This window comes from Streptosporangium sp. DT93 (genome assembly GCF_049844535.1).
Lineage (GTDB): Bacteria > Actinomycetota > Actinomycetes > Streptosporangiales > Streptosporangiaceae > Streptosporangium.
The window spans coordinates 109571-128341 of record NZ_JBNCLF010000007.1 but is presented as its reverse complement, the minus strand read 5'-3'; the positions used below and the strand labels follow the sequence as shown (position 1 = coordinate 128341).

General features: G+C 71.7%; 20 protein-coding genes. 18 read left to right on the top strand and 2 right to left on the bottom strand.

Going from position 1 to position 18771, the window contains the following annotated elements; translation table 11 throughout:
- The first annotated feature begins 2 nt into the window (after positions 1–2).
- The 16 genes from ACLQ2R_RS17330 (at position 3) to ACLQ2R_RS17255 (ending at position 12187) form a co-directional block, all read left to right on the top strand.
- Positions 3–998 carry a hypothetical protein gene (locus ACLQ2R_RS17330; protein WP_425960722.1) on the top strand — a complete coding sequence of 332 codons (996 nt, stop codon included), beginning with the start codon at positions 3–5 and terminating at the stop codon, positions 996–998.
- Entirely contained in the window at positions 998–1576 is a 579-nt protein-coding gene (locus ACLQ2R_RS17325; protein WP_425960720.1) for a hypothetical protein, read from the top strand. Before ACLQ2R_RS17330 ends, ACLQ2R_RS17325 begins: the two co-directional genes overlap by 1 nt.
- A complete protein-coding gene (locus ACLQ2R_RS17320) occupies positions 1576–2157 on the top strand; it encodes a hypothetical protein (RefSeq protein WP_425960719.1) in 582 nt (193 codons plus the stop codon). The genes ACLQ2R_RS17325 and ACLQ2R_RS17320 overlap by 1 nt, the downstream gene beginning before the upstream one ends.
- Before the next feature lie 12 nt (positions 2158–2169).
- Positions 2170–3714, top strand: a complete 1545-nt coding sequence (gene terL, locus ACLQ2R_RS17315) for a phage terminase large subunit (protein ID WP_425960718.1) — start codon at positions 2170–2172, stop codon at positions 3712–3714.
- Positions 3715–3728: 14 nt separating this feature from the next.
- Positions 3729–5753, top strand: a complete 2025-nt coding sequence (locus ACLQ2R_RS17310; RefSeq protein ID WP_425960716.1) for a phage portal protein family protein — start codon at positions 3729–3731, stop codon at positions 5751–5753.
- A gap of 22 nt (positions 5754–5775) precedes the next feature.
- Positions 5776–7317: a phage protease gene (locus ACLQ2R_RS17305; RefSeq protein WP_425960715.1), complete on the top strand. Its 1542-nt coding sequence runs from the start codon at positions 5776–5778 to the stop codon at positions 7315–7317.
- 6 nt (positions 7318–7323) lie between these two features.
- A complete protein-coding gene (locus ACLQ2R_RS17300; protein WP_425960713.1) occupies positions 7324–7716 on the top strand; it encodes a hypothetical protein in 393 nt (130 codons plus the stop codon).
- A 21-nt stretch (positions 7717–7737) separates the two neighbouring features.
- On the top strand, positions 7738–8673 hold the full coding sequence (locus ACLQ2R_RS17295) for a hypothetical protein (RefSeq protein WP_425960711.1): 936 nt from the start codon (positions 7738–7740) through the stop codon (positions 8671–8673).
- A 9-nt stretch (positions 8674–8682) separates the two neighbouring features.
- Positions 8683–9051 (top strand): hypothetical protein, encoded by a 369-nt coding sequence (locus ACLQ2R_RS17290; RefSeq protein WP_425960710.1) that lies wholly within the window; start codon positions 8683–8685, stop codon positions 9049–9051.
- Positions 9052–9128: 77 nt separating this feature from the next.
- Positions 9129–9584, top strand: a complete 456-nt coding sequence (locus ACLQ2R_RS17285) for a hypothetical protein (RefSeq protein WP_425960708.1) — start codon at positions 9129–9131, stop codon at positions 9582–9584.
- A 9-nt stretch (positions 9585–9593) separates the two neighbouring features.
- Positions 9594–10049 (top strand): hypothetical protein, encoded by a 456-nt coding sequence (locus tag ACLQ2R_RS17280; RefSeq protein ID WP_425960706.1) that lies wholly within the window; start codon positions 9594–9596, stop codon positions 10047–10049.
- Position 10050: 1 nt separating this feature from the next.
- The gene (locus ACLQ2R_RS17275) at positions 10051–10470 is read left to right on the top strand and encodes a hypothetical protein (RefSeq protein WP_425960704.1); all 420 of its coding nucleotides are present in this window, start codon (positions 10051–10053) and stop codon (positions 10468–10470) included.
- A 34-nt stretch (positions 10471–10504) separates the two neighbouring features.
- Positions 10505–10828 (top strand): hypothetical protein, encoded by a 324-nt coding sequence (locus tag ACLQ2R_RS17270; protein ID WP_425960702.1) that lies wholly within the window; start codon positions 10505–10507, stop codon positions 10826–10828.
- Positions 10828–11181 carry a hypothetical protein gene (locus tag ACLQ2R_RS17265; protein ID WP_425960701.1) on the top strand — a complete coding sequence of 118 codons (354 nt, stop codon included), beginning with the start codon at positions 10828–10830 and terminating at the stop codon, positions 11179–11181. Before ACLQ2R_RS17270 ends, ACLQ2R_RS17265 begins: the two co-directional genes overlap by 1 nt.
- Positions 11181–11741 carry a hypothetical protein gene (locus ACLQ2R_RS17260; protein ID WP_425960699.1) on the top strand — a complete coding sequence of 187 codons (561 nt, stop codon included), beginning with the start codon at positions 11181–11183 and terminating at the stop codon, positions 11739–11741. The genes ACLQ2R_RS17265 and ACLQ2R_RS17260 overlap by 1 nt, the downstream gene beginning before the upstream one ends.
- Positions 11741–12187, top strand: coding sequence for a hypothetical protein (locus ACLQ2R_RS17255; RefSeq protein ID WP_425960697.1), 447 nt, complete (start codon positions 11741–11743; stop codon positions 12185–12187). The genes ACLQ2R_RS17260 and ACLQ2R_RS17255 overlap by 1 nt, the downstream gene beginning before the upstream one ends.
- Here ACLQ2R_RS17255 and ACLQ2R_RS17250 read toward each other — a convergent pair.
- A complete protein-coding gene (locus tag ACLQ2R_RS17250; protein WP_425960696.1) occupies positions 12178–12417 on the bottom strand; it encodes a hypothetical protein in 240 nt (79 codons plus the stop codon). The two genes, ACLQ2R_RS17255 and ACLQ2R_RS17250, sit on opposite strands and share 10 nt — an antisense overlap.
- Positions 12418–12438: 21 nt before the next feature.
- On the opposite strand from ACLQ2R_RS17250, the gene ACLQ2R_RS17245 reads away from it, so the two are divergent.
- Positions 12439–16929 carry a hypothetical protein gene (locus ACLQ2R_RS17245; protein ID WP_425960695.1) on the top strand — a complete coding sequence of 1497 codons (4491 nt, stop codon included), beginning with the start codon at positions 12439–12441 and terminating at the stop codon, positions 16927–16929.
- Positions 16926–18116, top strand: a complete 1191-nt coding sequence (locus tag ACLQ2R_RS17240) for a hypothetical protein (RefSeq protein ID WP_425960693.1) — start codon at positions 16926–16928, stop codon at positions 18114–18116. Before ACLQ2R_RS17245 ends, ACLQ2R_RS17240 begins: the two co-directional genes overlap by 4 nt.
- Here the strand turns inward: ACLQ2R_RS17240 and ACLQ2R_RS17235 are convergent.
- Positions 18106–18771 carry an HNH endonuclease gene (locus ACLQ2R_RS17235; protein WP_425960692.1) on the bottom strand — a complete coding sequence of 222 codons (666 nt, stop codon included), beginning with the start codon at positions 18769–18771 and terminating at the stop codon, positions 18106–18108. The two genes, ACLQ2R_RS17240 and ACLQ2R_RS17235, sit on opposite strands and share 11 nt — an antisense overlap.

Genomic DNA, 18771 nt, shown 5'->3' with positions numbered 1-18771 from the left:
TCATGACTCGCAAGGTCCTCAACGGCCTGGACCTCGGCAACCAGCGGATCGTCTCGCTCGCCGACCCCAGTTCGAGCACTGACGCGGCCACCAAGGCGTATGTCGACCAGGTCGCCCGCGGCCTGAACTGGAAGCAGAGCGTCCGCGCCGCCACCACCACCAGCGGCACCCTGGCCAGCGCGTACGAAAACGGCGACGTCATCGACGGCGTCACCCTCACCACCGGCGACCGCATCCTGCTCAAGGACCAGAGCAGCGCGACCGAGAACGGCATCTACGTCGTCGCCGCCACCGGCGCCCCCGCCCGGGCCACCGACATGCCCGCCGGCAGCGACGGCAAGGGCGTCGCCGTCACCGTCACCTCCGGCAGCGTCAACGCCGACCGGGTCTACATCCAGACCGCCGACACCGCGACGGTCGGCACCGACGCGCTGTCCTGGTCGCAGCTCGGCGGCGGCGGCTCCTCCTACACCGCCGGCGACGGCCTGGCCGAGAGCCCGGCCGGCACGTTCAACGTGGCCACCGGGACGGGCCTGGAGGTCTCCGCCGACGCCGTCCGGATCGCCGCGGCCGCCGCCGGGGCCGGTCTCACCGGCGGTGCGGGCTCCGCGCTCGCGGTCGGCGCGGGCAACGGCATCACGGTTAACGCCGACGACGTCGCACTGGCCAGCTCCACCGCCGGGGCCGGCCTCACCTACACCAGCGGCGTGCTGGCCGTCGGCGCCGGAACGGGCATCAGCGTGGCCGCCGACGCGGTGGCCGTCGACACCGCCGTGGTGTCCCGGCACGTCGCCGCCAACGTCGGCGACAACGCCGCCACCCAGATCGACGTGACCCACAACCTCGGCACCTACGACGTATCGGTGGAGGTGTTCGTCAACAGCGGCTCCCGGGAGACGGTGATCTGCGACGTGTCCCGTACCGACACCAACACCGTCCGCCTGAACTTCGCCACTGCCCCCACCAGCGGCCAGTTCAGGGTTGTTGTGCAGGGCTGATGTCCAGGCACCTGACCGCGCTGCAGCTGGCCCAGCAGTCCAGCCCATCCGCGCCGCCGTCCGGCTACACCGCGCTGACGGCCCGCTCCGGCGACCTGCTCTACACCGAGGACTCCGGCGGCGTCGAGCGGCTCCTGGCCGCTGGGCCTGCCCCGGTGCGGCTGACGTCCACGGTCGCCTCGAACGCCACCGCGCTCAGCGACGCCACCGGCCTCGGCCTCGCCGTCCAGGCCGGGCGGAAGTACCTGTTCCGCTTCGCCGGCCAGTACGTCAGCGCCGCGTCCACGACCGGCCTCGGCCTGGCCGTCAACGGGCCAACCCTCGGCTCGGACGGCCTGATATGCAACGTGATGATCGCGCACACCAACGCCATCCCGATGCTCGGCGCCGTCACCGCCTACAACACCGCCGTCCTCGGCACCGCCTCCAGCACGGCGACCCGCATGCCCTGGGAGGTGTGGGGCCTCATCCACGTCTCCGCCGCAGGCACCCTGCAGCTACGCATCCGGTCCGAGGTCGCCTCGTCCGCCGTCACCCTCCAGATCGGCTCCTACGGATATGCGTGGGCGGTCGGCTGATGACGCAGTTCCTGACCGCAGCCCTCCTCGCGGAGGGCAGTGTGGGCACGCCGGACGCCGGAGCCACCGCGCTTGGCGCGCTCGCCTCCGGCCCGGCCGCCCGAACCGCAGGCGGCGCCGCGCTGCGCGTCCTGGACATCGTCACCGGCCGTGTCACCTCCGCCCTGACCAACACGACGACCACGCTCGCCGACATGACGGGCCTGGGCCTGCCCGTGGTCGCGGGCGGCACCTACCTGTACGAGTTCAGCGGCACCTACAGCTCGTCGGCGACGGGCTGCTACATCGCGGCCGCCCTCAACGGGCCGGCCGCCGGAACGTCCGGCGTGATCTGCAACCTGCACCTGCACGTCGGGGTGGGGGCCGACACCTGGCACAACGGGTGCACGACCGCGTTCGCCGCGTCGAACACGCCCGCGTACGTGGCGGCAGCCAACGCGGTGACGCCGTGGCGGCTGTACGGCTCGTTCGAGGTCGGCGCCACCGGCGGCACCGTCGTCCCGCAGTTCGCCCGCAACGCGGGCGCCGGAACCATCACCATCCAGGCCGGCGCGTGGGGCTGGCTGCTGCGCATCGCGTGACAGGGGGCCGCTGTGACCGTGCTCGCCGACCCCGCGTTCGCCCACGCCGCCAGCATGTTCCAGCCGAAGCAGCGCCGCTGGGCCACCCCGGGCGAGATGGCCGTAGCCCTGGACCCCACCACCGTGCAGACCCCGGCGCTGGACCTCATCGACAGCGAGCTCGTCGCCCTCGCCGACGGCCACAGCAACGACCGGCTGATGGTGTGCATGCCCCCCCAGGAGGGCAAGTCGGTGCGGGTCTCCCACCGGTTCGCCGAGTGGCTGCTCATCGACAACCCTGACCTGCGCATCGCGATCGTCTCCTACGCCGACGAGATGGCCCGCCGCTGGGGCTCCGACATCAAGCTCGACGCCGCGACCTTCAACGGCGACGACGACACCATCGACCTTGGCCTGCGGCTGCGCGCCGACTCCCGGGCCGCCGGCCGCTGGCAGATCGACGGCCGCAAGGGCGGCGTCTACTGCGTCGGCGTCGCCGGAGCCCTGACCGGCAAGCCGGTCGACGTGCTGCTGTGGGACGACCCGCTCAAGGACATGGCCGAGGCCCAGTCGTCGAAGTACCGGGAGCGGGCGTGGCGGTTCTGGCAGGCCGTCGCCGTCCCCCGCCTCGGCCCCGGCTCCAAGGTCGTGCTGGTGTCCACACGCTGGCACGAAGACGACCCCGCAGGACGGCTGCTGGCCGAGGACCCGGGCGCGTGGCGCGTGGTGAAGATCCCGGCCATCGCTGAATCGCCGGACGACCCGCTCGGCCGCCAGGTCGGCGAGCCGATGATCTCCGCACGCGGGGAACGCGACTGGGCGCGCATCCGCCGCAGCGTCGGCGAGTACGTGTGGGCCGCCCTCTACCAGCAGCGCCCGGCCCCGGCCGACGGCGGCCTGTTCAAGCGCTCCGGCCTGCGCCACTGGGTGTCCGGTGGCGAGCAGCGGCTGCGCCTCGGCGACCGCATCGTGGACCTGCGCGACTGCTGGAAGTTCTTGACCGTCGACCTGGCCGCCAGCACGAAGACGAGTGCGGACTACACCGCGGCCGCCGTGTGGGCCATCGGCCCGGCCGGTGACCTGGTCATGCTCGACGGGCTGCGGGAGCGCCTCGACCCGGCCGGCCACTGGCCCGCGGTGCGGAGCTTGCGCGAGCGCTGGTCGGCCGACGTGGTGTTCGTGGAAAGCAGGATGTTCGGCACGACCCTCGTTTACGAGGCCGCCCAGGGCGGGGTGCCGGTGCAGGAGCTCCACGCCGACGCCGACAAGATCACCCGAGCCCTTCCGGCGACCGCGCGCGCCGACTCCGGGCAGCTGTGGTTCCCGCCGCTGGACCGGATGCCCGAGATCGCCGACTGGCGGGACGAGCTGCTGGCCTTCCCCAACGGCACGCACGACGACTGCGTCGACGTGGTCGCCTACGCCGCCCGGGTGGCCGGCGCCCACTGGCTGCCCGCCGAATCCTCCGCCCTGGCCGACGCCCGCCGGACGCCCGCCGACGACGGTGTGATCGGCCAGGCGTACGCGGCGGCCACCGGCGGCTCCGGAGACCTCGACTTCATGTCGATCAACTATTGAGCAGGGGGTCCACGATGGTCAGCGCCCCCACCCGGGACATCGGCGGCCTCGACGCCGGCCTGTACGGCTACCTCTACGCCGACATGCTGGAGATCATCCCCGACCTCATGTGGCCGACGTCGATCCAGACGTACGCGCGGATGCGCCACGACCCGCAGCTCGCCGCGATCCTCGCCGCCTACACCCTGCCCATCCGCCGAGCCACCTGGGCCGTCGACCCGGCCGGCTGCCGGGACGAGGTCGTGCAGCTCGTCGCCGACGACCTGGGCCTGCCCATCCTCGGCGCCGACACCGGGCCGTCCGGAGCGCGCCGCCGCGGCGTGCGCTGGTCCGAGCACGTCCGCCTCGCGCTGCTGTCGCTGACCTACGGGTTCTCACCGTTCGAGCGCCGCTACGAAATCGCACGCGACGGCCGAGCCCGGCTGATCAACCTGGGGGAGCGGCTGCCGCACACGGTGCGCGCGATCGACCTCCACCGGGACGGCACCCTCAAGTCCATCAGCCAGGAGCACGCCGTCAGCACCCCGATCCCCGCGGACCGGCTGCTGTGGTACGCGCACGAGCGGGAAGGCGCGACCTGGACGGGCCGCAGCGTGCTCCGCCCGGCGTATGGCGCGTGGCTGCTCAAGCACGAAATCTGGCGCGTCCACGCCACCAGCATCCGCCGCTTCGGGATGGGCGTCCCCTCGGTTGAAGCCCCGCCCGGGGCGACTCCGGCGCAGGTCGCCGAATCCCAGCGCCTCGCCTCCGCCATGCGCGCCGGCGACACTGCAGGCGTCGGCCTGCCGCCCGGCTTCCGGCTGGCCATCACCGGCATGACCGGATCGGTGCCGGACGCCATGGAGTTCGTCCGCTACCTCGACCAGCAGATGTCGAAGATGGCGCTCGCCGGGCTCCTCGACCTGGGCGACACCCGCAACGGGTCCCGCGCCCTGGGCGACAGCCTGCTGGAGCTGTTCTTCCTGTCGCTGCAGGCAGTCGCCGACGAGCTCGCCGAGACCGCCACCCTCGGCGCCGTCGTCCCCTCGGTGGACCTGAACTGGGGCGACACCGAACCGGCGCCGCGGGTGGTCGCCACCGACGTCGGCCAGCGCCACGAGGTCAACGCCGAAGCCCTCGACCTGCTCATCAGCAGCGGCGCGATCACGCCGGACGCGGAGCTGGAAGCGTACGTGCGCGGCGCCTGGCGACTGCCGCAGCGGGCCACCCCGGCTCCGCCGCAACCGCCTCCGGCCCCCGTTCAGGCGCGCCGCCGGACGGCCCGGGCCCGGTCGGTGCGGGCCGCCGGATCGGAGGACGGACACCGGCAACTCACCCTCATCGAGGCCGACTCCGGCATGGACCCGGACGCCATCCAGGCGGTCTGGGCCGATGCCCTCAGCGGGCTACTCAACGACTGGGCCGACGTCTCCGCCGCCTGGCGGGAGGACCTGGCCGAGCAGATCCGCGACATCGTCACTGGCGGAGATCTCGCCGCCCTGGCCTCCCTGGTGCTCGACCCGGGCGCCGCGATCCAGTTGCTGGGGGCGGCCATGGTCGCGGTGGCCGAGCAGTCGGCCGCCCAGATGGTGGGCGAGGCCGCATCGCAGGGCGTCACCCTCGACCAGCCGCCCGTCAACGAGCCCCACCTGCTCGCCCTGGCCCAGGCCCTGGGCGGGCTGCTCGCCTCCAACCTCGCCTCCGCCGGGGCCCGGGAGGCAATCCGGCGGGCGACCGCAGACGCCTCGGGGGAGGACGTCGCCGCCGCGGTGACCGACCACCTCGCTGGCCTGTCGGACGCGTGGCTGCGCGAGCAACTCGGCGGGGCGCTCAGCGCCGCCCAGTCGGACGGTCGGTTCGCCGTACTGGATACAGCGCCGGAAGCCGAATACGCCAGCTCAGAAGTGCTCGACGTCAACACCTGCAAGCCCTGCCTCGACCTCGACGGCACGGTGTTCGACAGCCTCGCCGAAGCGAAAGCAGCGTACGCGCCGGGCGGCTTCATCGACTGCGACGGGCGGCTGCGCTGCCGCGGCATCGTCATCGCCCTCTGGAACTGACCCCGCCCCGTGGAGGTGCGCTGTGCCTGACCTCGCCGTGCCCGCACCACCCCCGCTCGCGACCGTCGCGAACGTCGAGCTGATGCACACCGGCACCTGGCACCTGTCCACCGGGCCCGTCACGTTCAGCACCGGCGACCTCGCCTCCGCCGTCGCCGCCCTCGACTGCCCGGCCGTCCGCCGCCCGGTGCTGAAACTGGGCCACCTCGAGGCCGACCCCGACGAGCACGGGCTGCGCTGGGACGGGCTCCCGGCCGTCGGCTACATCAACAACCTGGCCGTCGCCGAAGCCGGCCGCACCCTCGTCGGCGACTACGCGGGCATGCCCGGCTGGCTGGGCCAGATCATCGCCAGCGCCTACCCCGACCGCAGCATCGAGGGCCAGTTCGATTTCCGCTGCCAGATGGGGCACCTGCACCCGTTCGTCGTCACCGCGGTTGCGTTGCTCGGCGTGGCCGCCCCCGGCATCGGCACCCTCCAGAGCCTGCAGGACGTCGCCGCCCTCTACGGCGTCGCCGCCTCCACCCCGCCATCGCCCATCTCGGGTGAGTCGATCGCCGTCACCGTCCACGCCACCCGGGAGGACCCCGTGCCCAACCCCCGCGCACCCCAGATCGCCGCCGGGGTCACCACCGAAGACGTCCGCCGCGCCTTCTACAGCAGCGACTACGGGCGCGGCTGGGACATCTGGATCGAAGCGATCGAGCTCGACCCGATGCAGATCATCGCGATCGACGACGCCACCGGCAGCCGCTCCCGCGTCCCGGTGACGATCGGCGACGGCGACGGCGAGGAAGCCGTCTCGTTCGGCGACCCGGTGCGGGTAGTCGTCCGCTACGACGACGCCCCCGCGGTGGCGGCCTCCGCCGCCGAGGAGCGGGTCATCCGCTACGGGTCGCGCGCCGAGTCCCGGCCCGAAGCCTCCAACCCGCCGCCGCCCACCCAGCCGCCGCAGCCCACCCCGGCAACGCCTGCCGACCCGGCCGCCCCGCCCACCGTGGTGCCGCCGGAGCCGGACCCCAGCCCGGCACCCCAGACTCCCCCGGTCGAGCCGGCCGCGGGGCCCACCCCAACCGAAGGAGAGGTCACCATGCCTGCTCTGGACGAGGGCCTGCGTACGCGGCTCGGCCTGAGCGCCGACGCTGACGAGGCCACCATCCTCGCCGCTGTGGACGAGGCGCTCAACGAGCGCGCCGAGCCCACCACCGAGCCGGTTGCCGCGGCGCCCGCCGCGCTGCCGCCGGGCACCGTCGCCATCGACGAGACCATGCTGGCCGAGCTGCGTGAGCGCGCCGAGCAGGGCGTCGCCGCCCGCGCCCGGCAGCTCACCGAGGACCGCGACCGCGCCATCGAGGACGCCATCCGCGCGGGCAAGACGCCGCCGGCGCGCCGCGAGCACTGGCAGACGTCGTGGAAGGCCGACCCCGAGGGCACCAAGCAGCTGCTCGCGTCCCTGGCGCCCGGCCTGGTCCCCCTGGCCGACATCGGCGAGCCCGGCGGCGAGCCGACCGGACCCAGCGACGACGAGTTCGACCAGTTCTTCTCCACCCCCGGAAAGGTCTGATCCGCCGTGGCTGACTACCTCCCGATCTTCCTGCCCGGCAACACCATCGCCCTGACCGCGTCGGCCACCATCACCGGCGGCCAGCTCCTCGCGGTCACCGGCAACGGCACGGTCGGCCCGGCCGCCGCGGGCAGCGCCTCCTTCATCGGCGTCGCCGCCGGCGACGCCGGCTCCGGCGGCCGCGTCACCGTCTACCCGCGCGGCACCCTCCACGAGGGCACCGCCGACGGCGCGATCACCGCCGCCGACCAGCTGCAGGCGGGTGCCACCGGCAAGGTCAAGGCGCTCGCCGCCGCCGGCGCCGCCACCTCCGCCGACATCACCGCCGCCCGCGCCGTCATCGGCGTCGCCCTGACGACCGCCACGGACGGCACCCCCGTCCGCTGGATGGCCTGGTAACCCCCGAGAGGAACGAACAAGATGCCCGTCAACCCCCCGGGGGCCCCGACCCTGTCCGGTGACCTGCTCACCATTCACCGGATGCTCGAATCCCCGACCCTGATCCGCCGGCGCCTGCGCACCATCGCCGACATGCGGTTCGTCGCCGACCGGATCCTCACCCAGCGCCTGAGGTCCGCCGGCGGCGCCGTCCTGTACGACGTCTCCGAGCCGATCGTCAACTCCCGCCCGGTCGAGGCCGTCCCGCCCGGCAGCGAGTACCCGCGGGCGGTCACCGCCGAAGGCGTCGCCGCCCTGGCGGCCGTCACCAAGTGGGGCCAGTCGACCCGGCTGACCGACGAGAAGATCAAGCGGCAGCGCATGCCCGGCGACGAGCTCGACCGGGTCCTGCGCAAGGTCGTCAACACGATCGTCTCCAAGGTCGACGCCGTGACGCTCGCCGCGGTCGCCTCCGCGGTCACCGCGACCATCGACGCCGACACCTACGGCGGCGCCTGGAACAGCACCACCCCGCAGATCCTGCGCGCGATCGAGGTGGCCAAGGCCGCCATCTCCGACCTCGACATGGGCTACGAGCCGGACACCATCCTGATGTCCAGCAGCACCTACGCGATCGTGGCATCCGACGACAAGGTCGCGTCGCTGCGCCGCCGGGAGACCAACGACAACCCCATCTACGGCGGCCAGATCGAGACCATCGCCGGCCTGGTCGTGGTGGAGGCGCCCGCGGCGCGGCTGCCCACCAACGACGTGTGGATCCTCGACAGCAAGCAGCTCGGCGGCATGGCCGACGAGGCGAACGTCGACCCCGGCTACACCGTCGACGAGATGGCCGTCCAGGTGCAGTCCAAGCGCATCGCCGAGGCGGACGCGTGGGACGTGTGGGGACGCCGCATCACCGTGCCCGTCGTCATGGAACCGGGCGCTGCCATCCGCATCGTCGACACGATCGACTAGGAGACCCGCATGTCGAAGCAGTACCAGGTCATCGGGGCGCTCGTCACGAACGTGCCGATCGACACCCCCAACGGGGCCACGCTGGGCATGTTCCACCAGCACGCGATCCTGCCGCCGGGCGTGCCCGACGACCGGATCAAGCACCTGCTGTCGGTCGGCCTGATCAAGGAGGTCGGCGGATCGGCGAAGACGGCCGAGCAGCCCGCGGCCCCGGACTCCGGGCAGACGGGCGAGGCGAAGACCGTCAACGCGCGCTCGTCCAAGGCCGAGCTCGTCGACCACGGCGTCGCCCAGGGCGGCCGCCGAGACGAGCTGGACGCGCTGACCCTCAAGGAGCTGCAGACCCGCTACCTCAAGAGCAGCGGCCAGCAGCAGTAGGACGTGGCCCGGCCCCGGGGTTCGCCTCCGTGGCCTCGGGGCCGGGCCACCCACCACAACAGAACAGGGAGGGGATCGTGGCTGAACCATGGGCGCCGTCACTGGAGCAGGTGGCCGACCACATCCCCACCCGAACCCGCTCCTCCGCCGCAACCCCCGGCGACGACACCATGACGATGACGTTCGACGGGACCACCACGCCCACCGGGGAGCAGGCGCAGCGGTTCATCGACAGCGCGGTGTCGGAGGTGCTCGGCGCAGTCGCCGGCCGGATCCCCGCCACCCCGACCTACCTGTCGACGCTGGCGCAGACGGCCGCCGCGCTGCGCGCCGCCGCCGCCATCGAACTCGCCTACCCCGACCGGGACGCCGACGTCGACGTGTTCGTTCGCCTCGACCAGCGCGCGAAAGACGCGCTGCTGCGCCTGGTGGAAGCGGCCAGCGACGCCGCCTCCCCGGGCTCCGAGGGGTCCCTGCTGCCCGTCTGGTCCATGCCTGCGGCCCCGGTCTGGCCGGGCGACTACCTGCTGTAGGAGGCGATCGTGGCCGCTGGCGGGCGCGGGTTCGACATCCGATTCAACGAGGCCGAGCTCGACAAGCTCCTGCACGGCCGGGACGGGCCGGTCGCCCGCAAGATGGCCCGGTACGGGGAGATCGTCACCCAGGGCGCCAAGCGCCGGGCACCGGTCTCACCGCGCGGGTCCGGCGGCCGCCCGTCCGGCTACCTCCGCAGCAAGATCGGCTGGCAGATGGGGCGGGACGAACTCGGCCTGTACGTCGACATCGCCTCCCCAGCCCGCACCCCGCAGGGCGAGAGCTATGGGCTTTTCGTCGAGGTCGGCACTCGGCCACATGTGATCCGGCCCAAGAAGCCCGGCGGCTGGCTGCGCTGGGTGGGGAGCGACGGCAAGGTGCGGTTCGCCCGCAAGGTCAACCACCCCGGCACCAGCGCCCAGCCGCACCTACGGCCAGCGCTCGACGACATCCGCGGGGCCTGACATGGGCTACGTCGTCGCCGTCACCGCCGTCCGCGGCTGGGTCAACAGCCTCACCGGCACGCTCGTCGGCCCGGGCCGCCCGCTGGCCCTCGGCGCGTTCCGCCAGCACCCCCGCTCGCCCGGCCACGGCGCCTACGCCCTGCTGTCCCGGGTCGGCCGCGGCGCGGACCTGGTGGCCGAGGACACCGTCGACAGCCCCCGCATCAGCGCGTCGATCTTTGCCGGCACCGACGAGGCGGCCGAGATCGCCGCGGTCGCCTACGCCAACGCCGTCGCGAGCCTCCGCGGCGCCCCCGCGGTCATGGGTGAGACGCGCTGCCTGATCGCCGACGACATCGTCGGCCCGCTGCTCGTGGACAACCACGACAGCGACCGGGAGCAGTACCAGTACCTGGTCGATGCCTCCTTCTTCATGTTCTGACCCACCCACTGTTCGCCTGACCTGGAGGAACCCCATGGCGGCATTGACCACGCAGGTGCTGGTGCCCGGCGGCTCAGCATCCACCCTCGCCGCCGCGTCCGGCGGCGGCGACACCGCCACCCCCGGCGACGGCGTGTTCCTGGAAGTCAACAACGGTGACGCGTCGTCGAAGACGGTGACGATCGCCACCCCGGGCACCGTCGGCGGGCTTGCCATCGCCGACCGCGCCATCACCATCCCGGCCGGTGAGCGGTGGAAGATCCCGCTGACGCGTATGTACGCGGGCGGGGACGGCCAGGCCGCCATCACCTACTCGGCTGTCACCTCGGTGACGGTCGGCGTGTTCAGGATCGCCTGATGGCCTCCCGTCCCGCCCCCTCCCCGCCGGACGGTGAGCCGCAGTCCGTCCGCGAGGTCGCCCTCTCCGACAGCGCGGCCGCCACCTCGGCCGCCGCCGCTGGGCCGGTCGAGGACGAGTCGGCCGCCGGACCGCCGGCGTACTACATCGCCACCCGGCCCCTGTTCATCGGCGGCCAGTTCGGGCGGGCCTTCAACGCCGGCGACCGGGTCCCCGCCGACCACGTCGAGGCATATGGGTGGGCCGAGCAGGTCCGCCGCCCCGACGAGTCCGAGCAGCCGTCCGCTGCCGCCCCCCACACCATGCCTGAGACCGCGAGCGGCCAGGCCACCAGCAAGGAAGGTGACGCCTGATGCCTCGTGGCAACCCCGGAGCGCTCGCGCTCGGACCCGGCACCCTGTACATCGCGCCGCTCGGCACCCCGGAAATCCCGGACAACGACCTCGTCACCCCGTGGGCGTCGGTGTCAGCCGGGTGGATCCAGCTCGGCTACACCGCCGAAGGTTCCACGTTCAACTACTCGGTGGACACCGAGAACGTCGAGGTAGCCGAGGAGCTCGACCCCATCGCGGTCGCCCTCACCTCGCGTGAGATGAACCTCGACTTCGCGCTGGCGCAGATCACCGCGACCAACCTCAAGACCGCGTTGAACGGCGGCACCATCACCGCTGGCGCCGGCGCCGTCACGTTCGAGCCTCCTGCGCTGGGTGAGGAGGTGCGGACCATGCTCGGCTGGGAGTCCGAGGACCACACCGAGCGGTGGATCTACCGCAAGTGCCTGCAGACCGGCGGCATGGAGATGAGCCGGCAGAAGGGTGCGGCGAAGGCCACCATCAGCTGCTCGTTCAAGCTGGAGAAGCCGCTGGACGGTGGCGCCCCGTTCAAGGCCATCCTCGACATGGCGAGGCTCTGATGAGCAGACGCTCCTACACCTCCGCCGGCCGCCAGCAGGACGTCCCGGCGCTCGACTTCGAGCTCGACGGCGTCACCTTCGTCGGCGAGGGCGACATCAGCGTCATGGACATGTCGGAGTACGCGCGCCTGGCCACCCAGGGCGTCGACTCCGAAAGCCCCGAGGGCGTCGCGATCCTCGCCGACGTCTACAAGGGTCTGCTCGGCGACCGGGTCTACAACCGGTTCCGCATGCACTGCCGCAAGCACGGCACGGACGGCGAGACGCTGGTGACGATCCTGCAGGACCTGATCTCGGCGGCCGCGGACCGCCCTACCGGCAGGCCCTCGGACTCCTCCGATGGGCCGCAGACCGCCCCGGCTACTGTGACGGCCGTTTCCTTCTCGCGGGGCACCGTCGAGCAGGTGGCGGCGAAGCAGGAGCCTCAGCTGGTGTCCTACGGCTGAGCGACCTGCCGCTGCCGGACTTCCTCGACGTCGTCCACACCCTGTGGATCGAGTGGCGCGCCGACACCCTGCGCACCACCGCGCTCCTCGCCCTTGCCGGCGCGCTCGAGAAGACCGAACCGGACCCCCACGTCGAGTTCGACGACCTGTTCACGCCCGCCGCCCCGGTCCGTCAGGACCGGGAGGAGCGCAGGCGAGTGATCGCCCAGCTGCTCGCCGGATAACTCCATAACGCCAGGCGAGGGGGTCCCATGGTCGCCCTCGCCGAGGCGTTCGTCCGCGTCCGCGCCGACACGTCCGACGTACGCGACGACGTGCGGCGCGGCTTCAACGACGCCGGAAGCAGAGCGGGCGACGACTTCGGCCGCTCCTTCAACCGGGAGGCCCAGGGCCGCATCCGCGACGAGCGCGGCCAGTTCGCCGACGAAGGCCGAGTCCTCGGCGACGCAGCAGGCGCAGGCTTCACCGACGAGTTCGGGCGCCGCCTCAAGCGGGACGTCAACGGCAAACTGCGCGACGAGCGCGGCCAGTTCGTCGCCGAGGGCGAGGTCCTCGGCGATGCCGCGGGCGACGGCTTCACCGACGGCTTCCGGCGTTCCGCGCGCGCCGACGCCGGAGGGTTCAACGGCGACCGCGGCCGGTTCGAGGGGGAGGGCCGCGACCTCGGCGACGCCGCGGGCGACGGTTTCAACCGAGGGTTCGGCAGCCGTCTCAGCGGCATTGGCGACATCGCCGCGCGCGCCCTCGACGCCCTCACCCCCCGCCTCGGCGGACTGGTCGGCGGCTTCGGCCGGGTGACCGGTGCCGTCGGCGGCCTGATCTCCAACCTCGGCCGACTGGGGGTCGCCGCCGGCGCCATGTCGACGCTCGCCGCCGGAGCCGCCTCCGCCGCCGCGAGCGTCGCCAGCCTGGTAGCCGCGCTCGCCCCGGCCGCGGGTGCGCTCGCGGCTCTGCCGGGCGGCATCCTGCTGGGCGCCGCCGCGATGGGCACCCTCAAGGTCGCCTTGGCCGGGGTGGCGGACGGCTTCGCCGCGGCGATCAGCGGCGACTTCGACAAGTTCATGGACGCCGTCGTTGAGATGACTCCGGCCGCCTCCCACGTGGCGTACGAGCTGTTCCAGATGAGCGGTGCTTTCCAGGGCCTGAAGAACGACGTGCAGTCTGCGCTGTTCACGCCGTTGATCGGCCAGTTGTGGAACCTCCTGCCTGCGATCGGCGCGGTCCGGGAGGGCATGGTCGGCGTGGCCGGCGAGTTCAGCCGGGGCGCGTTGGAGCTCATCGACTTCGCGCGGCAGGGCGAGACGCTGTGGGCGATTGAGTCGATCTTCATCTCTCTGCGCGAGTCGCTCGCCGCCATGCTGCCCGCCCTGCAGCCGCTCTTGGAGGGGTTCCGCGACTTGGGCGTGGTCGGCGCGGGCTGGTTGGCCCGCCTGGCGCCCGGCATCGCCGAGGCCACCGAGCGCTTCGGCCGGTTCATGTTCCACGCCGCGGCCAGCGGCCAGGCGCTGGAATGGATGAACAACGCGCTGGCCGTGTTCAAGCAGCTGGGCGCGATCCTCGCCGACCTGGGCGGCATTGTCGCCGGGTTCGGCCGCGCCATGGAGACCGCCGGCGTCGGCGCCCTCGGCGTGCTGGGCCAACTGCTTGACGCCGCCCACGCCTTCGTCGACTCGGCGGCCGGCCAGCAGGTGCTCGTCAACATCTTTCGATCGTTGGCGCAGGTCGGGCAGGCGATGATCCCGGTGATCACCGCGGTCGTGTCCGGACTTGGCCAGCTGGCGCCGATCGTCGGCCAGCTCGCTACAGCGTTCGGGCCAGCGCTCACCGCCGCGGTTCAGGGCCTGGTGCCTGCGCTGGCGGCGGTTGCACCAGGTCTGATCGCCCTGGTGCAGGGGGTCAGCTCCGCGATCACCGCAGTCGCTCCCGCCTTAGCGCCACTCGGCGCCGCAGTCGGCGCCGCCCTGTCAACGATTGCCCCGCTGTTCGCCGTCATCGGACAGGCGGTGACCGCGCTGCTGCCCGGTATCGGTGCGGCGATCGGCGGTGTCGCTGCCGGGGTCCGCAATCTGGCGCCTGCCTTGGTGTCGATCAGTACTGCGATCGGCGGTCTCCTCGCCAGTCTCGCACCGGTGTTTGCCCAGCTGGGGTCGGCGATCGCCGCGATCCTGCCGGGGGTCGCCGCCGTTGTCGGCGGCATCGCCCGGTCTGTCTCCGCGGTGGGCCCCAGTTTGGTGATGCTCGGCCAGACCGTCGGCGCCGCGTTCCAGCTGCTCATCCCGCTGGCCGGTCAGGTCGGTTCGGCGATTGCCGCGCTGGCGCCGGGGATCGCCGCCATGATCACCGGGTTTGCTCAGGGGTTCGCCCTGCTGGCCCCGGCGTTGGCGCCGGTCGGTCAGGCCATCGCGGGGGTTATGGCGGCGGTCGCACCGTTGTTGCCGGTGATCGGGCAGCTCGCTGCCCTCATCGCTACCACCCTCGCGCAGGGCGTTATCGCGGTCACTCCTGCCCTGGGGGCGTTCGTCGCGGCGATCGGCCAGGGGCTGCAGGCGCTCGCGCCGCTGCTGCCGGTCATCGCGAACCTTGCTGCCACCCTGGTCAACACGCTGCTTCCGGCGATTACGCCGCTGATTCCCGCGCTCGCGGAGATTGGTGCGGAGATCGGCGGCACCGCAGTGGGTGCGTTCGGTGAGCTCGTTGAAGCCTTGTCGCCGGTGCTGCCCGTCATCGCCGACTTGGCCGTGCTGATCGCCGGAACGCTGTCTACCGCGTTGAAGCAGCTGGCGCCGCTTCTCACTCCGCTCGCGTCCGCCGCGGCAAAGGCCTTCGAGCAGATCGGAGACGCTCTCACCCCGCTGATTCCGGCCATCGGTGCCGTCTTGGTGCAGTGGAATCAGGCGCTGCTACCGGCCTTGACGTCGCTGATGCCCGTCATCGGCCAGGTCGTGTCCGTCCTGGGCGGGGCGTTGATCCAGGCGTGGCTGCAGCTGGCTCAGGCCATTGCGCCGCTGTTGCCGGTGGTTGCTCAGCTGATTCAGTCGCTGGTGGGTGCGCTGCTGCCCGCGATCATGCCGCTGATTCCGATCGTTGTGCAGCTGGCGACGTCGATCGGCACCACGTTGCTGACGGTGTTCGCGCAGCTGGTGACGGCGCTGCTGCCGTTGCTGGCGCCGTTGTCGCAGCTCGCGCAGGTGCTGGGCGGGGTGCTGGTGCAGGCGGTCACCGTGTTGACGCCGTTCATTCTGCAGATCGCGACCCTGCTGACCGGCCTCATCCCGGTCGTCACGCCGATCGTTGCCCTGGTGGCGCAGGTGGCTGCGCAGATGGGGCAGATCCTGGTGCAGGCGATCACCATGCTGGTCGCCGCGATCACCCCGCTGCTCCCGATCATCGCGCAGGTGGTGCAGCAGGTCGGTACGGCGTTGCTCGCGGCGCTGACCGCGCTGGCGCCGAGCTTGGTCACCCTGTTGCAGGCGTTCGTCAGCCTGTTGCCCGCGATCACGCCGATCGTCGGCATCGTCGCCCAGCTCCTGGTGGCGTTCGCGCCGCTGATCACCGCGATTCTGCCCGTGCTGGTGCAGCTGATCCAGGCGCTGGTGCCGGTCGTCGTGATGGTGGTCGAGGCGTTCTCCGGCCTCCTGCAGGCGCTGATGCCGATCATCCAGGTGGCGGCGGATTTGATCGTCGCGCTGATGCCGGTGGTGCAGTGGCTGGTGCAGCTGGTTGCCGCGGTGCTGCAGCATGTCATCCCGGCGCTGGGCCAGCTGATCCAGTGGATTGTCGACCTCGCCGCGAAGATCATTTCAGCGATCACTCCGGCGATCGAATGGCTGGCCGAGAAGTTCAAGTGGGTGGTTGACCAGGTCGTCGGCTTCTTCAAGTGGCTCTACGACGTGCTGGTCGGCCACTCGATCATCCCGGACCTGGCGAACGCGCTGAAGGATTGGTTCAACAAGGCCGTCCAGTGGATCATGGACGCGATCAACGGCCTCAAGGAGATCCCCGGGAAGGTCGCCGCCTGGTTCGGCGACATGAAGGACCGGGCGGTCAAGGTGGTCGGCGACCTCATCGACTGGCTGCGTGGCCTGCCGAACAAGGTCATGGACGCCGTCTCCAGCCTGGGTGACATGGCGGGTCGGGTGGGCGGCTGGTTCGGGGAGATGAAGGACTCCGCGATCCGTAAGGCGGGCGAGTTGGTTGACTGGCTGCGCAGCCTGCCCGGCACGATCATGGGCGTTTTCAACAGCCTGGGCGGGCAGCTCGGCACGATCGGCCACAACATGGTCATCGGCCTGTGGAACGGGTTCGTCAACACGTGGAACTCGTTCATGGGGATGCTGGGGAACCTGTTCTCCGGCATGGTCGGCTGGCTGCGCAGCATCCTCGGCATCGCTTCCCCGTCGAAGGTCTTCGCGGCGATCGGCAAGCAGCTCCCCGCAGGTCTCGCGGTCGGCATGGACGGGGCTGCTGGCCTGGTGACAGCGGCTGCCGGGCGGCTCGCTGACGCCGCGATGTTCGACCTGGGCGGTTCCGTGACGATGACGCCGAACGTGGGCGCCTTCACCGCCACGGCGGGCATCGGAGCCGCCGGCGGCGCGGGTGCTGGCGGCGGGGTGACGATCCAGGGTGACCTGGTGATGCAGGTCGAGGGCGTCCTCGACCCGTCCCGGCCGGACGCCTACCGGACCCTGCTGGTGCAGCTGCGCGACGGGCTGCGGGACCTGGATCGGGAGGTGTACGCGTGAGCGACCTGATCCTCGGCCGGCTGACCCTTCGGGAGACGTTCGCCCTGTCGGAGACGGCGAGCGGCGACGGCGGCCGGGTGATGAGCCTGGAGGGCAAGGAGGTCGCTCCGCTCATCACCCGGGCGGAGCTCCTCGAGCGGATGGAAGGCGCGCTCGGCCTGGTGGGCGCCCTGGTGCCAGCCCGGTGGGGGGAGAAGTCGGAGCGGGACGGCTACTACACGGTCACCGACGCGTCTGCGGACTACGTCGACCGGTTCGGCCAGCGGTTGGCCTGGGTCACCTGGAAGTTGTCGCTGCGCCGTCACGGGGCGGACAGCGACGTCGACCTGGAATCCCGCCTGACCGGGGCCCGGCGCGCCAACGACTTCGGGTTGAGCGGGGAGCGGTGGCACGCGCCGCCGATCGGCCACTACGCGCTGCACACCGGCGCAACCCTGCCGAGCACGATGACCCGGGCCACCACGGACGGGCCGATGACGGTCTACCGCGGCGTGCCGGCCGGGGCGTCACCGCGGTGGGGGTGCGCCGTCGGCGACTACATGCGCGGCCGGGCCCGGATCCTGTCGGCCGGGTGGGAGCGGGTGGGCACCGGCTACCGGGTGGACGCGGACGGCTGGGAGCTGGGGAACGGGCTGGTGCGGGTGCGGCCCCTGCTGGCGGGCGGCTCGCTGGAGGTGGCGTCGTACACCGGTGGGGTGTGGCGGCCGCGGGCGTGGTGGGTGGACGTCGGCGGCACGCAGGTGACGCGGTGGGAGTCGGCGACGGTGCTGCGCAACGACCCGGAGCAGGTGATTGTCCGGCTGGTCGAGCACCGGGTGCCGGTCGGTCGGACCGTCCTGGACCTCACCCTGCGGCGGGGCTCCCGCATCGCGGAGGGGTACCTGCAGCGCGGCGACTCCGGCACCCTGTCGGTCTACCTGGCCACCGCGGAGACGCTGACGGACGGCACCTCGTACGTGGTACGCACCAGCGACGACGCCGACGGCAACCGGGTCACCGCGGGATCCGCCCGAAACTTCAACCCGCACGCCAACGGCGGGCTCGTGAAGACCGCGAGCACGGCGATGGACTTCTACCTCGGCACCGTCGCGGGCGGCGGGTCGGCGGCCTCCGGCGACACAGCCATCCACCTGCGAGACCAGTATGTTGGTGCTCTTCCGGAAACGACAGCCGCCGTTAGGCGGTGAAGCTTCGGTTCATTCCGTCACGGTACTGGCGTTTGATCAGCGAGACATAAGACTGACTCATGCCGAAGCTCTCCGCGAGTTTCTTCTGCGGTTCGGCAGAGTCTCGTACAGCAGCCAGCACCTCATCGGAGAATCGCCGCTTTCGTCGTCCACGAGCGACCATCTGCGCCATGTTCTCGGTTTGAGGTCCTGCGGACAGATGTGCTGGGTTGACGCATGGCGGGTTGTCGCACGAATGCAGGATGTACATGCCAGCAGGGGCGGGGCCGTAGGCAAGTTCGTACGAGAAGCAATGAGCGCGACCATGCCGCTTCCCGGGCAGGGCGAACCGGCCGTAGCCCAGTTCATAGCGTCCCCCTTGCCACTCCCAGCACTCGTCTGGGGCTCCCCGGCGAACCTTGGCCCAGAAGCGCTCTTCGAGCGGCTTCGTGCGGACGCCCTCCGGGGCCCCGGTCTTCCTTAACCGTTGATAGTGCTTACGGCACAGCTCTTGGATTCGTGAGCTGTTTTCGCAGCCATCGACTTTGCATGGTCGCTTTGGAGGGCGAGATGCCACGAAAAGAGGGTCGCCGTGTCTGCGCCAGCGATCCCAGTGCAAGCGGCACCAGGTGCGACCGTAGAACGGGCGATCACAGTCGTCTATAGAACAGGTCAT

What these genes read in the sequence shown, in the direction of transcription:
- ACLQ2R_RS17320 (WP_425960719.1), top strand. Translation starts at nt 1,576, where the DNA reads ATGACGCAGTTCCTGACCGCAGCCCTCCTCGCGGAGGGCAGTGTGGGC.
- ACLQ2R_RS17295 (WP_425960711.1), top strand. Translation starts at nt 7,738, where the DNA reads ATGCCCGTCAACCCCCCGGGGGCCCCGACCCTGTCCGGTGACCTGCTC.
- ACLQ2R_RS17265 (WP_425960701.1), top strand. Translation starts at nt 10,828, where the DNA reads ATGGCCTCCCGTCCCGCCCCCTCCCCGCCGGACGGTGAGCCGCAGTCC.
- ACLQ2R_RS17255 (WP_425960697.1), top strand. Translation starts at nt 11,741, where the DNA reads ATGAGCAGACGCTCCTACACCTCCGCCGGCCGCCAGCAGGACGTCCCG.
- ACLQ2R_RS17325 (WP_425960720.1), top strand. Translation starts at nt 998, where the DNA reads ATGTCCAGGCACCTGACCGCGCTGCAGCTGGCCCAGCAGTCCAGCCCA.
- ACLQ2R_RS17260 (WP_425960699.1), top strand. Translation starts at nt 11,181, where the DNA reads ATGCCTCGTGGCAACCCCGGAGCGCTCGCGCTCGGACCCGGCACCCTG.
- ACLQ2R_RS17270 (WP_425960702.1), top strand. Translation starts at nt 10,505, where the DNA reads ATGGCGGCATTGACCACGCAGGTGCTGGTGCCCGGCGGCTCAGCATCC.
- ACLQ2R_RS17290 (WP_425960710.1), top strand. Translation starts at nt 8,683, where the DNA reads ATGTCGAAGCAGTACCAGGTCATCGGGGCGCTCGTCACGAACGTGCCG.
- ACLQ2R_RS17235 (WP_425960692.1), bottom strand. Translation starts at nt 18,771, where the DNA reads ATGACCTGTTCTATAGACGACTGTGATCGCCCGTTCTACGGTCGCACC.
- ACLQ2R_RS17275 (WP_425960704.1), top strand. Translation starts at nt 10,051, where the DNA reads ATGGGCTACGTCGTCGCCGTCACCGCCGTCCGCGGCTGGGTCAACAGC.
- ACLQ2R_RS17245 (WP_425960695.1), top strand. Translation starts at nt 12,439, where the DNA reads ATGGTCGCCCTCGCCGAGGCGTTCGTCCGCGTCCGCGCCGACACGTCC.
- ACLQ2R_RS17250 (WP_425960696.1), bottom strand. Translation starts at nt 12,417, where the DNA reads ATGGAGTTATCCGGCGAGCAGCTGGGCGATCACTCGCCTGCGCTCCTC.
- ACLQ2R_RS17330 (WP_425960722.1), top strand. Translation starts at nt 3, where the DNA reads ATGACTCGCAAGGTCCTCAACGGCCTGGACCTCGGCAACCAGCGGATC.
- ACLQ2R_RS17310 (WP_425960716.1), top strand. Translation starts at nt 3,729, where the DNA reads ATGGTCAGCGCCCCCACCCGGGACATCGGCGGCCTCGACGCCGGCCTG.